Genomic DNA, 13186 nt, shown 5'->3' with positions numbered 1-13186 from the left:
GACTGAACTGACCCATGGCTAAAAACCAAAGGGACGAACTCGTATTCGTGCCGCTCGGCGGCGTTGGCGAAATCGGGATGAATATGGGCGCTTACGGCTTTGGGCCGGAGCGTTCGCGCAAATGGATCGTGGTCGACTGCGGCGTGACCTTTGGCGGGCCCGACCTGCCGGGGATCGAGCTGATCATGGCCGACCCAGAATTTCTCGAAGAGCGCGCCGATGACGTGCTGGGCCTCGTGCTCACCCACAGCCACGAAGACCATTATGGCGCGGTGCTCGATCTGTGGCCGGGCTTTGAGAAGCCGGTGTTCTGCACGCCGTTCACGGCAGCGATGCTGGCGGCGAAGCGGGCAGGCGATGGCATTGTCGAAAATGTCGACGTCACCATCATGCGTCCGGGCAAGCCGTTCCAGATCGGGCCGTTCACGCTCGAGGCGATCAATGTCGCCCACTCGATCCCCGAATCCAATGCGCTGCTGATCAGCACCCCGGTCGGACGCGTGCTGCATACCGGCGACTGGAAGCTCGATCCGACCCCGGTGCTGAATGCGCCGACCGACGTCGCGCGCCTCAAGCAGATCGGCGAAGACCGCTCGACGCCGCTGGCTCTGGTCTGCGATTCGACCAACGCGCTCAAGGACGGCGAAAGCCCGAGCGAAGCCGCTGTCGCCGAGACACTGGCCGAGATGATCGCTGCCGCGCCCAACCGCGTGGCCGTGACCACTTTTGCCTCCAATGTCGGCCGTGTGGTGTCCATCGTGCGTGCCGCCGCCCTGGCTGGCCGTCAGGTGGTGATGTCGGGTCGCTCGCTGCACCGCATCACCGGCATTGCCCGCGAACTGGGCATGCTGGAAGGTCTGCCGCCGCTGCTCGATCAGGATGCGTATCGCACCATACCGCGCAACAAGATCGTGCTGATCTGCACCGGCTCGCAGGGCGAGGCGCGTGCCGCCATCGCCCGCATCGCGCGCGGTGAGCATCCGGTGATCGAGCTGGCCGCCGGCGACCGGATGATCTTCTCGTCCTGGGCGATTCCGGGCAATGAGCGCGAAGTCATCGACATCCAGAACATGCTGATCGACAAGGGCGTCGAAGTCATCACCCAGAGTGATGGCCTGGTGCACGTCACCGGCCACCCGCGCCGGGGCGAATTGCAGAAGCTCTATGAAATGGTCAAGCCGGACGTGCTGGTGCCGGTGCATGGCGAAGCCGTGCATCTGAAGGCCCACGCCAAGCTGGGCCGCGAGTCGGGCATTGCCAATGTGTGCGAAGCGCGCAATGGCGATCTGGTGCGGCTGTTCCCCGAGACGATGTCGTTCCCGGCCGAAGTGCGGGTCGGCGAGCTGTATCTCGATGGCCTGGTGCTGTGCACGCCTGAGGAATCGGGCGTCAAGGGCCGTCGCCGGCTGTCGTTTGGCGGCCACGTCGTGGTCAGCCTCTGCGTCAATGGCGGCGGGCAGATCGTTTCCGGTCCCGATCTGGTGATCGAAGGCCTGCCGGAAACCGAGGACGAGTCGCTGACCGAGCTGGTGGAAGACACCGTGGCCGGCGTGCTCAAGTCGATGCCGCCCAAGCGCCGTAGCGATACCGAAGTGCTGAATTCGGCCCTGTTCAAGGCCATCCGCAACGAGGTCAATTCCTATTGGGGCCGCAAGCCCAACGTCTCGGTGTTCGTGCACCGGGTCTAGGTCCACGCAAAGGGTCGTTCCTCAGGGAGCGACCCTTGCTGCGGCAATAGGACCGGCGTTCCCGCTATCGCGGGAGCGCGTCAGGTTGTATTCATCAAGGCAACACCAACGCGAAGGGAATTTCCATGCAGATCGGCTCGATGATCGCCATTTTCTTCGTCGTCTGGTGGCTCAGCTTTGTCGCGGTCCTGCCGATCGGCAACCGCAGCCAGGCCGAGGCGGGTGAAATCACCGCCGGGACCGAGCCTGGGGCCCCGATCACGCCGCGCCTGGGGCGACGCCTGCTGATCGCCACCGGCGTGGCCATCGTCATGACCGGCCTGCTGATGTGGGGCATGTCGAACGAAACGCTGCATTACTACTGGAACCGCTAGGCTACTAGCGCTTGGGTTTGCCGACCGCGTGGCTATAGGCCAGTTCCAGGGCAGCGCTGAGGTCAGCCTCCGTCGCCGCCGCCAGATTGGCTGTCGTCCAGCCTTGACGGCCCCAGCCATTATTGATGGGGGCAAAGACCTCCGGGGCGAGCTGGCATTTGAAGTCCTGCTCATCCGGGGTGAATTTGAAATTCGCGGTCAGCGCGTCGGCGGCCAGGGTGACGTAGGTGCGGTCGACCTTGAAGGCGCGGCGATCGAAATGGGGGGCTTCGGTGGTGCCGGGCAGGGCAAGGGCCAGGCGTCTGAGAGTGGCAGCATCGGCCATGATCGAACGCCTCCAAGTCGCATTAACTTCGGCATCGGAATCAAAAAAGCGGGGCACAAGGCCCCGCTGAAATGAGTTTGTTCGACAATACGCTGGTCTTAGGCACGCTATACAGCGGCAGCCAACGCTCCTCCCTTGACGTTGTCGACGTCCGGCAGTTTGTAACCGCCTGTGTCTTATTGCGAGGGACCCTAACAACAAGAATCGGACCTGTCACGCAGATTCTGCATGCCTTCCATGCTTGCATCGGGTGGACGAGTAGGATTTGAGTGGGCATCAACAGTAACCTAGAGTCGATTGATCTTTTCGGGAGTTCCCATGCGCCTGTCTCGTTATTTTTTGCCGGTGCTGCGCGATGTTCCGAAGGAAGCAGAGATCGTTTCGCACCGCCTGATGCTGCGTGCCGGCATGATCCGCCAGCAGGCGTCCGGCCTCTATTCCTGGCTGCCGCTCGGCTACAAGGTGCTGATGAAGGTTCAGCGCATCATTGAAGAAGAGCAGAACCGCGCCGGCGCCATCGAGCTGCTGATGCCGACCATCCAGTCGGCCGATCTGTGGCGCGAGTCGGGGCGCTACGACGCCTATGGCAAGGAGATGCTGCGCATCGAGGATCGCCACGAGCGCGAATTCCTCTATGGCCCGACCAATGAGGAGATGGTCACCGACATCTTCCGCAGCTCGGTGAAGTCCTACAAGGATCTGCCGCTGAACCTCTATCATATCCAGTGGAAGTTCCGCGACGAGGTGCGTCCGCGCTTCGGCACCATGCGGTCTCGCGAATTTTTGATGAAGGATGCCTATTCCTTCGATCTGACCAAGGAAGATGCTGTCAAGGCTTACGAGCGCATGTTCGTGGCCTATCTGCGCACCTATGCCCGCATGGGCCTGACCGCGATTCCGATGCGCGCCGATACCGGCCCCATCGGCGGCGATCTCAGCCATGAATTCATCATCCTGGCCGACACCGGCGAAAGCGCCGTGTTCTGCCATCGCGATCTGCTGGACAAGCCGATCCCGGCCCTGGATACCGATTTCCGCGGTGACCTGACGCCCATCGTCGATGACTGGACCTCGCTCTATGCGGCGACCGAGGAAATGGTCGATCAGGCCGAGTATGAGGCCTCCGTTCCCGAGGATAAGCGGGTTTCGGCGCGCGGCATCGAAGTCGGCCATATTTTCTACTTCGGTACCAAGTATTCCGAGCCCATGAAGGCCAGCGTCACCGGCCAGGATGGCAAGGATACCGCCGTGCATATGGGCTCTTATGGCATTGGGCTCACCCGCGTGGTGCCCGCCATCATCGAGGCGTTCCATGACGAGGCCGGCATTGTCTGGCCGGTGTCGGTGGCGCCGTTCGAGGCCGTGCTGATCAACCTCAAGGCCGGTCAGGCCGAGGTCGATGCGGCATGCGAGGCGCTCTATGCCGAACTCAACGCGGCCGGGATCGACATGCTTTATGACGATCGCGACCAGGGGGCCGGGGCCAAGTTCACCACGGCCGATCTGATCGGCATTCCCTACCAGATCATCATCGGGCCGCGTGGCCTGGCCAATGGCGAGGCCGAGATCAAGCACCGCAAGACCGGCGAGCGCGAAACGCTGCCGATTGTTGATGCTGTCGCGCGCCTCAAGGGCCTCATCGAACCGCAGCGAAAGACCGACATTTGACCGATACGGCGCCGCCTCTGCTGAACAAGGGCACGCGTGCCTTTTCGCGTTTCGAGTGGATGGTGGCCGGGCGCTATCTGCGCGCCCGCCGCAAGGAGGCGTTCATCTCGGTGATCGCCAGCCTGACCATGGTCGGCGTTGCCATTGGCGTGGCGACGTTGATCGTCGTCATGTCGGTGATGAACGGATTCCGGGCCGAGCTGCTGACCAAGATCCTTGGCCTCAACGGCCATTTCACCGCCTATCCGATCGAGCGTCAGTTCACCGACTACAAGGAGACGGTGAAGGCGCTGGAGCAGATCGATGGCGTGAGCTTTGCCGTGTATTTCGTCGAGGGCCAGGTGCTGGCTTCGGGGCGAGGCAGCTCCACCGGCGTCACCGTGCGCGGCATGGACGAAGAGAATATCAGCAAGCTAAAGCTGCTGCATGATGCGGCGGAGCAGGGCGGCTGGGACTCCTGGGACGAGAGCAAGGGCGTCGCCATCGGCTATCGGCTGGCGCAGACGCTTGGCGTGTCGCTGGGCGATCAGGTGCAGATCATCAATCCCAATGGGGCGATGACGCCGTTCGGCTCGACGCCGCAGATCAAGTCCTATCCGGTCAATGTCATTTTCGACCTGGGCATGGTCGAGTTCGACAGCTTCTTTATGTATATGCCGCTCGAGCCGGCACAGGACTATTTCAAGATGTTCGACGAGGTCCTGAGGCCCGGCATGGGGCCGCTGGACCCGCTGGCCTCGGACGAGGAAATCGACGCCGCCTATGAGCGTATCAACCAGGCGACGGCGGCGGAAATCTTCATCGATGATCCCGACGACATCGTCACCATGCGCAACCGGCTGCAATCCGATCCCTCGACCCGCCCGCTGGTGCTGACCGACTGGCAGCAGCGCAACGAGACCTTCTTCTCGGCGCTGCAGGTGGAGCGGGTGGTGATGTTCACCATCCTGTCGATGATCATCCTGGTGGCGGCGTTCAACATCATTTCCAGCCTGATCATGCTGGTGAAGGACAAGAGCTCGGATATCGCCGTGCTGCGCACCATGGGCGCGACGCGTGGCGCCATCATGCGGATTTTCTCGATCACCGGCACCACTATCGGCGTCATCGGCACGATGACCGGCGTGGTGCTGGGACTGATCGTGGCCGCCAATGCCGAGCCGCTGCGGGCCTTCCTGTCCAACACGCTGGGCGTGGCCATCTTCCCGCCGGAAGTGTTCTTCCTGTCATCGCTGCCGTCCAAGACCGATCCGGTCGAGGTGACTGTGGTGGTGTGTCTGGCGCTGGGGCTGAGCTTCCTCGCGACGCTGTATCCGGCCTGGCGCGCCGCCCAATATGATCCGGTCGAGGCGCTGCGCTATGAGTAATCCACATCTGGTGCTGACCGACGTCCACCGTCACTACGGGCAGGGCGACAGCATTATCCGCGTGCTCGACGCGGCCAATCTCACCGTCAATAGTGGTGAGCTGGTGGCGCTGGTGGCGCCTTCGGGGGCCGGCAAGTCGACGCTGCTGCACCTCTCCGGGCTGCTGGAAAGCCCGCAGGGCGGCGAAGTGGCCATCATGGGCATTCCCACCAGCAAGCTGGGGGATCGCGGCCGTACCCAGCTGCGCCGCTCGACAGTGGGCTATGTGTATCAGTTCCACCATCTGTTGCCGGAATTCACCGCGCTCGAAAACGTCACCATGCCGCAGCTGATCGCCGGCAAGTCGCCGGCCGAGGCTGACAAGCGCTCGATGGAACTGCTGGACCTCTTGGGTGTGGCGCCGCGCGCCAGCCATCGACCGGCGGAGCTTTCGGGTGGCGAGCAGCAGCGCATTGCGATTGCTCGCGCTGCCGCCAACCATCCCAAGGTGATTTTGGCGGACGAGCCCACCGGCAATCTCGACCCCGAAACCAGTGACCTGGTGTTCGCGGCGCTGGCCAATCTGATCAAGAATGAGGGCGCTGCCGCGCTGATCGCCACGCATAACCATGATCTGGCGCGTCGCGCGGACCGGATTGTAACGCTCAAGGGCGGGTTGGTGATCGACCACATTTTGTGATGCGACCAGACTGAGGCATACTGCGTTCTTCCTGCTCAAGGAGAACGGCGATGACCTTGCTGATGATCATTGGGACTATGGCAATCGTGGCCGCGCTGACACTCAAGCGCCGCCCCAGGCAGCCGGATAATTTCCGGAATGGTCACACCCACTAAGGGAGCGTGACCCGGCTTTGCTGGCGCCTTACAGCGCCGCTGCGATATCTTTGGCGAGAGCTGCCAGCTCGGCGTTGTCGGCTTGGCTCTTGCCATGCGCGCCGAGCGCTACACCGTCATAAACCGGAATAACGTGGAAATGCAGATGGAACACCGTCTGCCCGGCCGGCGCTTCGTTGAACTGGGCGAGGCGGATGCCGTCGGCCTTGGTCACGGCTTTCACCGCCTTGGCGATTTTCTGCACCAGCGGCATCACGGCTGAGAGGGCCGCCGGATCGGCATCGAGCAGGTTACGCGATGCTGCCTTGGGAATGATGAGCGTATGCCCGCGCGACTGCGGGAAAATATCCATCATCACCAATGCGGTATCGTCCTCGAACACCTTATGCGCCGGGATTTCGCCGCGCAGGATTTTGCCGAAGATATTGGATGGATCATAGCTCATGGTTCATTCCGCCGGCTGAGAAACATCCGGCTGCCCCTTCTGGAAAAAACGAAAACGGAAATAGTTGAGCAGGGCCAGCCCGGTCAACGTCACCGGCACATAGCGGAAGCCGCGCCGGATGAAAAACAGCGCGATATTGACTGCCGTGCCCGCGCTCATCGCGCCCTTGCCCATGGGTGAGGTGAAGGATGACGGCACGATGTGGCGATAGATCAGTGCATTGGAGCGGTAATATTCGCGGGCCTGTAGCGCGAAGGCGCGCTTGGAGGCGGAATAGGCCTTCAACTCCTCCATGCCCATATCGCCGTGGAATTCCACCTCTGAGCCTAGTGCCCACACTTCGGGCGGGGCGAGGCGGGTCTTGCCGATCTCGGTGAACAGCTCGGTCAGCTCACAGAAGGTGACATTGTTGGCGTTCCAGCAGTCGTCCGTCTTGGCGCCATGGGCCAACACCAGCACTTCGGCCTGTTCGAGCTTGCCGCGCATGGCGGCATAGTTGCCGGCGGAAAAATCGACGCCGAATTTGGCGGTTTCGACGATGCCGCCCAGCTGGGTGAGCTTGTCGACCATGGCGGAGCCGAAGGCGCCACTGGCACCGGTCACCAGGAAGCGTCGCCCCTTGATCTGGCAGGAGGTGCCGACGACCAGGTCGAAGACGTTGGAGAAGGACGAGAAGAAATTGTGCGGATAGACGTGGTGCATGGCGTGGTAATTATTATCCACCCAGAGCAGGCCCTGCTGGCCGCCGACGCGATCCATAGACATGTGGTTGTAATCCAGGCCTTCCTCGCGCAGCGTCATCACCAGCATGACGGTGCGGATCACCGCCACGAGCGCAATCGGCGGCCAGGGGAAGATCAGCAGGAAGGGCAGGGTGCCCAGCATCGAAGTCAGATATTCGGGCAGGATATGGAACCAGATATTGGCCCGGGCATAGGCCGGGTTGATCTGCATATCGAGGCCGAGAAATTTGTGATGCACCCAGTGCCAGGCCGAGAATTTGCGCAGCAGCGGGTTGGACGAGCCTTCCCACTGGTGCAGCGTCCAATGCAGCGCGTCAAACAGCGCCGTCGAGACGACGAAGGCGAGGCCGGCCTGCAGGATGAATACGACAATGTCCCAGATCATGAGTCTCTACTTAAAGCCGAAGGCGGCAGGACGATAGTCCCACCTCATTGATCGGTGCGCTCGCCCTTGCGGAACGGGGTGAACTGTTCGAGCAGCTCCTGGCTGCGCTCGACGGAGGTTCGCTCCTGTTCGAGATAGTCGGCGACCGCGTGGCGCAGGCCGGGATGGGCGATCCAGTGTACCGAATAGGTGGTGGCAGGGGCATAGCCTCGCGCCAGCTTGTGTTCGCCCTGTGCGCCGGCCTCCACCACCGCCAGTTTGTGGGCGATGGCGTAGTCGATGGCCTGATAATAGCACAATTCGAAATGCAGGAACGGCACATCGCGGGTGCAGCCCCAATTGCGGCCGTAAATCCGGTCCTTGCCGACAAAGTTGATGGCGCCGGCAATGGCTTCGTCGCCGTCATAGGCCAGCATCAGCACGATGCGGTCAGCCATGGTGGCGTTGAGGCGGGAGAAGAATTCGCGATTGAGATAGGGGCGGCCCCATTTGCGGGCGCCGGTGTCCTCGTAGAAGGCGTAGAAGGCGTCCCAGTGGTGTTCCTTGAGGTCGGCACCACTCAGCCATTGCACCGTCAGCCCATCGGCCAGCGCGTCGCGGCGCTCACGGCGGATGGTCTTGCGCTTGCGCGAGGACAGGGTTTCGAGGAATTCCTCGAAGCTGGCATAGCCCTGATTGTGCCAGTGAAACTGGGTGTCGACGCGCTTGAGCCAGCCATCGGCCTCGATTTCGTCGGCCTCGGCCTGGGGCACGAAAGTGGCGTGGACCGAGGAGGCGTGGCGCTGACCGGCCAGTTGCTGGGCGGTCGAGAGCAATGCAGCCCTGATGGCGGGATCGCCGGAGGGCACCAGTAGCTTGGGCGCGGTTGCCGGGGTGAAAGGCACCGAACATTGCAGCTTGGGATAATAGCTGCCGCCGGCGCGTTCCAGCGCATCGGCCCAGCCATGGTCGAAGACATATTCGCCCATGGAATGGGTTTTGAGGAACAGTGGCATCAATCCCAGGGGCTGCCCGGCGGCGTCGCTCAGCAGGACATGTTGCGGCTGCCAGCCGGTGCGGCCAGTGGCGCAGCCGGATTCTTCCAGCGCCATGAAAAAGGCGTGGTCTAGAAAGGGATTGTCGGGCACGCCCGCCGTCGAGGGCGCAAGCGCGTTCCACACGGCAGCGGGAATGCTGGCCGTGCTGGGATGGATGGTGGCGTGGAGAGAGGACTGGTCAGCCAAGGCAGGTCCGGCGCGAACAAGAGAGGCCCTAGAAATAGGACGGTTCGCCGGAGAATGTAAGGCAGGGCCCTGGAAAGACGAAGCCGCCAGTGCTGGCGGCTTCGTAAACGCGCTTAGACTTCGACGACGGCTTCGATTTCGACCGCTGCGCCGAAGGGCAGGGCGGCGACGCCGAAAGCGGCGCGGGCATGCTTGCCCTTGTCGCCCAATACGGCCACCAGCAGATTGGAACAGCCATTGGCCACCAGATGCTGCTCGGTGAATTCGGCGGTGGAGGCCACCAGCACGGTCACCTTGAGGATGCGCTTGATGTCTTCCAGCTGCACGCCGCCCATATGGACGATCTGCGACAGCACGTTGACGGCGGCCAGCTCAGCGGCGTTGCCACCCTGCACCACATTCATGTTGTCGCCGAGCCGGCCGGTGACCACACCGCTTTCGTTGCTCGAAATCTGGCCGGAGACATAGAGGATATTGCCCGACCGGGAGACCGGCACATAATTGGCGACGGGCGCCTTGGAAGCGGGGAGTTCGTAGCCGTATTCGCGGAGCTTTTCGATCGGATTGGTCATCTGGTCTTGCCTTCGTTCTGGTCGTCGTCGTGTTCGTCCGGCGTGCTGGCCGGTTTTTTCTTGTAGAGCTTGCCGCGGATCACGGCCTCGCGGCCAAAGCGGGTGCGGACCCGGTCCATGGCCCGTTCGGCTGCGGCCTTGCGGGCAATGGACGGCTCCAGCAAATCAGCCGGATCGCTGCCATCGGCGGTATCGATACCTGAAACGCCGATTCCGATCAGCCGGAAAGCGGTGCCATCGACCTCGCGCTCCAGCAATGATCGGCCGGTTTCGTAGATCACATTGGCCAATTGCGTGGGGATCATCAAATGCCGGGCGCGCGTACGCAAGCGGAAACCGGCCGATTTGAGCTTTAGCGTCACCGTGTCGCCAACCACGCCCTTGGCCTTGAGGCGTTCGGAGAGGCGCTCCGTCACCTTCAGCAGTTCGGTAGAGAGTTCGTCGAGGCTGCTGATATCATTGTTGAATGTGGTTTCTGACGAGATGGTCTTCATCTCGCCGTCCGAGGAAATGCGGCGGCTGTCCTCGCCGCGCGACAGGCGGGCCAGGCGGGCGCCGGTTTCGCCGTAACGGCGCATCAGTGTCTCGGGTTTTTCTTCCTGCAGCTGCCCGATGGTGACGAGGCCATCCTTGCGCAGGGTTTCGGCGAAGACTTTTCCGACGCCATAAATCAGGCTGATCGGCTTGGGCGCCAGGAAAGACCGGGTTTCGGCAGCGCCGATGACAGCGAAGCCGCGCGGCTTGTCGAGGTCGGAGGCGATCTTGGCGAGGAATTTATTGTGGCTCAGCCCCACCGAGATAGTGACGCCGATTTCGGCCTCGACGGTGCGGGCGAAACGGGCCAGCACCAGTGCCGGCGGGGCCTTGTGCAGCGCCTGGGTGCCAGAGAGATCGAGAAAGGCCTCGTCGATGGAGAGCGGCTCGACCAGCGGGGTCAGCGCGTCCATATGCTGGCGAATCTGCCGGCTGACGCCGACATATTTGGCCATGTCCGGCTTGATGATCACTGCGTCGGGGCAGAGCTTGCGGGCCTGGAACATCGGCATGGCCGAGCGGACGCCGGATTGGCGGGCGATATAGCAGCAGGTGGAGACCACGCCGCGCACGCCGCCGCCGATGATCAGCGGTTTGTCGCGCAGGCTGGGGTCGTCGCGCTTTTCCACCGAGGCATAGAAGGCGTCACAATCGACATGGGCGATGGTGAGGGCAAATAGCTCGGCATGGCTGCGCAGGCGTGGCGAGCCGCAGCCTGGACAGCGCGCCGGTACGGCGGCGCTGGAGCCATGGGTCAGGCAATCGCGGCAGAGCCAATCCAGCGCCAAAATTCACCCCGATGGGTTGAGTCGATGCCACACCTGCATGAACTGTTCGGGCGATAGCCCCGAATTTGCGCAGAGGGCGAGCAGAATCGGCTCGTTTGAGGCAAAGTAGTCCACAAGGCCGCGTTGCAGGCTGGAAGACCCCACCGAGCGACGCAGCGTATCAGGATCGAGGCCGGCAAACTGCATGAAAGCCAGCAGTTCCTCAGGGTTTTCTGCCAGATAGCCGAGGCAGGAATCGGCCAAAGCGGCCAGGGACGTGTCGGCTTTCTCGGTACGCGGCACCGCCGGGCCTCATTTGGTGTTTTGTAAGAGATTCAATGGTAGCTGAATGGAGCGGCAAAGCGAAGCGCCGCCATCGGCCTGCGTGGCGCGAGGAAGTATCGATGCCCAAGACTGTGATGATCGTTGAAGACAATGAGCTGAATATGAAGCTCTTCAATGACCTGCTCGAATCGCGCGGCTATGCCGTTATCCAGACCCGTAACGGCATGGAGGCGCTCGATCTCGCGCGCGCCCACCATCCCGATCTCATCCTGATGGATATCCAGCTGCCGGAAGTCTCCGGGCTGGTGGTCACCAAATGGCTGAAGGATGACGACGATCTGGCGCATATCCCGGTGATTGCTGTCACGGCCTTCGCCATGAAGGGCGATGAAGAGCGGATTTTACAAGGCGGGTGCGAGGGTTACATCAGTAAACCGATCTCGGTGCCTCACTTTCTGGAAACTATTGCCCGCTATATTGGCCCTGCCTGATCAAGTTGTGCCGGGCCACCGGCCTGCCTGATCGGTTCGCTTGACGCCAATGGTTCAGTTCATTGGCCGGCGCACGGGGGTGGGGCTCAGAGTGACTGCACGCGTACTGATCGTTGACGATATTCCGACCAATGTCCGGTTGCTCGAAGCACGGCTGGCGGCCGAATATTATGATGTCGTCACGGCGTCGTCCGGCGCGCAGGCGCTTGAAATCTGCGACACATCCGACGTCGATATCGTTTTGCTCGATGTGATGATGCCGGAAATGGACGGCTTCGAGGTCTGCCGGCGGCTGAAAGCCAATCCCCGCACCCAGCACCTGCCAGTGCTGATGATCACCGCCCTGGACCAGCCCTCTGACCGCGTGAAGGGGCTTGAGGTCGGTGCCGATGATTTTCTGACCAAGCCGGTCGACGACATGCAGTTGATGGCCCGGGTCAAGAGCCTGGTGCGGCTGAAGTCGCTGACCGATGAATTGCGCGCCCGCGCCATGACCGGGCAGCAGATTGCCATCGAAGACGCCATCCGCGCGATGGACAAGATCAAGACAACTGGGGGCTCGATCCTCATTGTCGATACCGATCAGCGCCATGCCGACCGGATCAAGAATTACCTCACGCCTGAGCATAGCGTGGATATCCTGCTGCATCCGGCCGACGCCGTGTTCCAGGTCACGGGCGGGCACTACGAATTGGCGCTGATTTCGATGGCGCTCGCGGATTTCGATGCGCTGCGGGTGTGCTCGCAGATCCGGACGCTGGAACATTCGCGCAATTTGCCGATCATCCTGATGGCCGACGAAGGCGACAAGCCGCAGGTGGTGCGGGCGCTCGACCTAGGGATCAACGACTATATTTCCCGGCCGGTGGAGCGCAACGAGCTGGCGGCGCGGGTGCGCACCCAGATTCGCCGCCATCGCTATGGACTGGAGCTGCGCCAAAGCGTCAGCAACACCATGGCCTTGGCCGTGACCGACGATATGACCGGGCTGTATAACCGGCGCTATTTCGACCGCCATCTGGGCGTGATGCTGGGCAAGGCGCAGAGCCAGGACCGCGACATGGCGCTGATGATTCTGGACATCGATCACTTCAAGGCGGTCAACGACACCTATGGCCATGATATCGGCGACGCCGTGCTCAGGGAGTTCGCGGTGCGGCTCAAGCGGAACATCAGAGGCGTTGATCTGGCTTGCAGATTCGGCGGCGAGGAGTTTGTGGTGCTGATGCCCGACACCGATTACCAGCAGGCCGAACTGGTGGCCGAGCGGGTACGGCAGTCAATTGCCGAGCGGGTGTTCGAGGTCAATGCCGGGCGGCCGCTGACGGTGACGGTATCAGCCGGGCTGACGCTCAATGAAAGTGCGGCCGATACGGCCGAGACGCTGATCAAGCGGGCCGATGTGGCCCTGTATCGCGCCAAGCGCGAGGGGCGAAATCGGGTGGTGTTCGACGCCGCCTGAACCGTCGCAATTGCGCGCGTTAG

General features: G+C 62.2%; 14 protein-coding genes. 7 read left to right on the top strand and 7 right to left on the bottom strand.

Translation table 11 applies throughout. The annotated features are described in order from the left end of the window. Positions 1–14: 14 nt before the first annotated feature. Complete coding sequence (locus ACX3OZ_RS00340; protein ID WP_459097194.1) at positions 15–1688, top strand: ribonuclease J; 1674 nt, start codon at positions 15–17, stop codon at positions 1686–1688. A 125-nt stretch (positions 1689–1813) separates the two neighbouring features. After that, positions 1814–2062 (top strand): DUF1467 family protein, encoded by a 249-nt coding sequence (locus ACX3OZ_RS00335; RefSeq protein ID WP_459097193.1) that lies wholly within the window; start codon positions 1814–1816, stop codon positions 2060–2062. A gap of 4 nt (positions 2063–2066) precedes the next feature. Here ACX3OZ_RS00335 and ACX3OZ_RS00330 read toward each other — a convergent pair whose 3' ends face one another. Next, positions 2067–2387, bottom strand: coding sequence for an MmcQ/YjbR family DNA-binding protein (locus ACX3OZ_RS00330; protein ID WP_459097192.1), 321 nt, complete (start codon positions 2385–2387; stop codon positions 2067–2069). Between the two features lie 318 nt (positions 2388–2705). Here ACX3OZ_RS00330 and proS point away from each other — a divergent pair, with 318 nt between their 5' ends. The 3 genes from proS to ACX3OZ_RS00315 are packed head-to-tail and all read left to right on the top strand — an operon-like array spanning position 2706 to position 6101. Beyond that, complete coding sequence (gene proS / locus ACX3OZ_RS00325; RefSeq protein ID WP_459097191.1) at positions 2706–4055, top strand: proline--tRNA ligase; 1350 nt, start codon at positions 2706–2708, stop codon at positions 4053–4055. Positions 4056–4114: 59 nt separating this feature from the next. Continuing rightward, positions 4115–5422, top strand: coding sequence for an ABC transporter permease (locus tag ACX3OZ_RS00320; protein WP_459097212.1), 1308 nt, complete (start codon positions 4115–4117; stop codon positions 5420–5422). Further along, entirely contained in the window at positions 5415–6101 is a 687-nt protein-coding gene (locus ACX3OZ_RS00315) for an ABC transporter ATP-binding protein (RefSeq protein ID WP_459097190.1), read from the top strand. The genes ACX3OZ_RS00320 and ACX3OZ_RS00315 overlap by 8 nt, the downstream gene beginning before the upstream one ends. Positions 6102–6284: 183 nt before the next feature. Here ACX3OZ_RS00315 and ACX3OZ_RS00310 read toward each other — a convergent pair whose 3' ends face one another. The 6 genes from ACX3OZ_RS00310 to ACX3OZ_RS00285 form a co-directional block, all read right to left on the bottom strand. Next, complete coding sequence (locus ACX3OZ_RS00310; RefSeq protein ID WP_459097189.1) at positions 6285–6701, bottom strand: HIT family protein; 417 nt, start codon at positions 6699–6701, stop codon at positions 6285–6287. A 3-nt stretch (positions 6702–6704) separates the two neighbouring features. Then, entirely contained in the window at positions 6705–7829 is a 1125-nt protein-coding gene (locus ACX3OZ_RS00305; protein WP_459097188.1) for a hypothetical protein, read from the bottom strand. A 44-nt stretch (positions 7830–7873) separates the two neighbouring features. Continuing rightward, a complete protein-coding gene (locus ACX3OZ_RS00300; RefSeq protein WP_459097187.1) occupies positions 7874–9052 on the bottom strand; it encodes a GNAT family N-acetyltransferase in 1179 nt (392 codons plus the stop codon). A 113-nt stretch (positions 9053–9165) separates the two neighbouring features. Continuing rightward, positions 9166–9624 carry a RidA family protein gene (locus ACX3OZ_RS00295; protein WP_459097186.1) on the bottom strand — a complete coding sequence of 153 codons (459 nt, stop codon included), beginning with the start codon at positions 9622–9624 and terminating at the stop codon, positions 9166–9168. Then, positions 9621–10946 (bottom strand): DNA polymerase IV, encoded by a 1326-nt coding sequence (locus ACX3OZ_RS00290; RefSeq protein WP_459097185.1) that lies wholly within the window; start codon positions 10944–10946, stop codon positions 9621–9623. Before ACX3OZ_RS00290 ends, ACX3OZ_RS00295 begins: the two co-directional genes overlap by 4 nt. A 3-nt stretch (positions 10947–10949) precedes the next feature. Further along, entirely contained in the window at positions 10950–11228 is a 279-nt protein-coding gene (locus tag ACX3OZ_RS00285; protein WP_459097184.1) for a DUF3572 family protein, read from the bottom strand. A gap of 101 nt (positions 11229–11329) precedes the next feature. On the opposite strand from ACX3OZ_RS00285, the gene ACX3OZ_RS00280 reads away from it, so the two are divergent. Both ACX3OZ_RS00280 and ACX3OZ_RS00275 read left to right on the top strand, forming a co-directional pair. Further along, complete coding sequence (locus ACX3OZ_RS00280) at positions 11330–11701, top strand: response regulator (RefSeq protein ID WP_056233995.1); 372 nt, start codon at positions 11330–11332, stop codon at positions 11699–11701. A gap of 91 nt (positions 11702–11792) precedes the next feature. After that, positions 11793–13163 carry a PleD family two-component system response regulator gene (locus ACX3OZ_RS00275; protein ID WP_459097183.1) on the top strand — a complete coding sequence of 457 codons (1371 nt, stop codon included), beginning with the start codon at positions 11793–11795 and terminating at the stop codon, positions 13161–13163. Positions 13164–13186 lie beyond the last annotated feature (23 nt).

It is taken from the genome of Devosia sp. A369 (assembly GCF_054489345.1).
The sequence above is the reverse complement of the archived record's forward strand: the minus strand, read 5'-3'. Positions and strand labels throughout refer to the sequence as shown.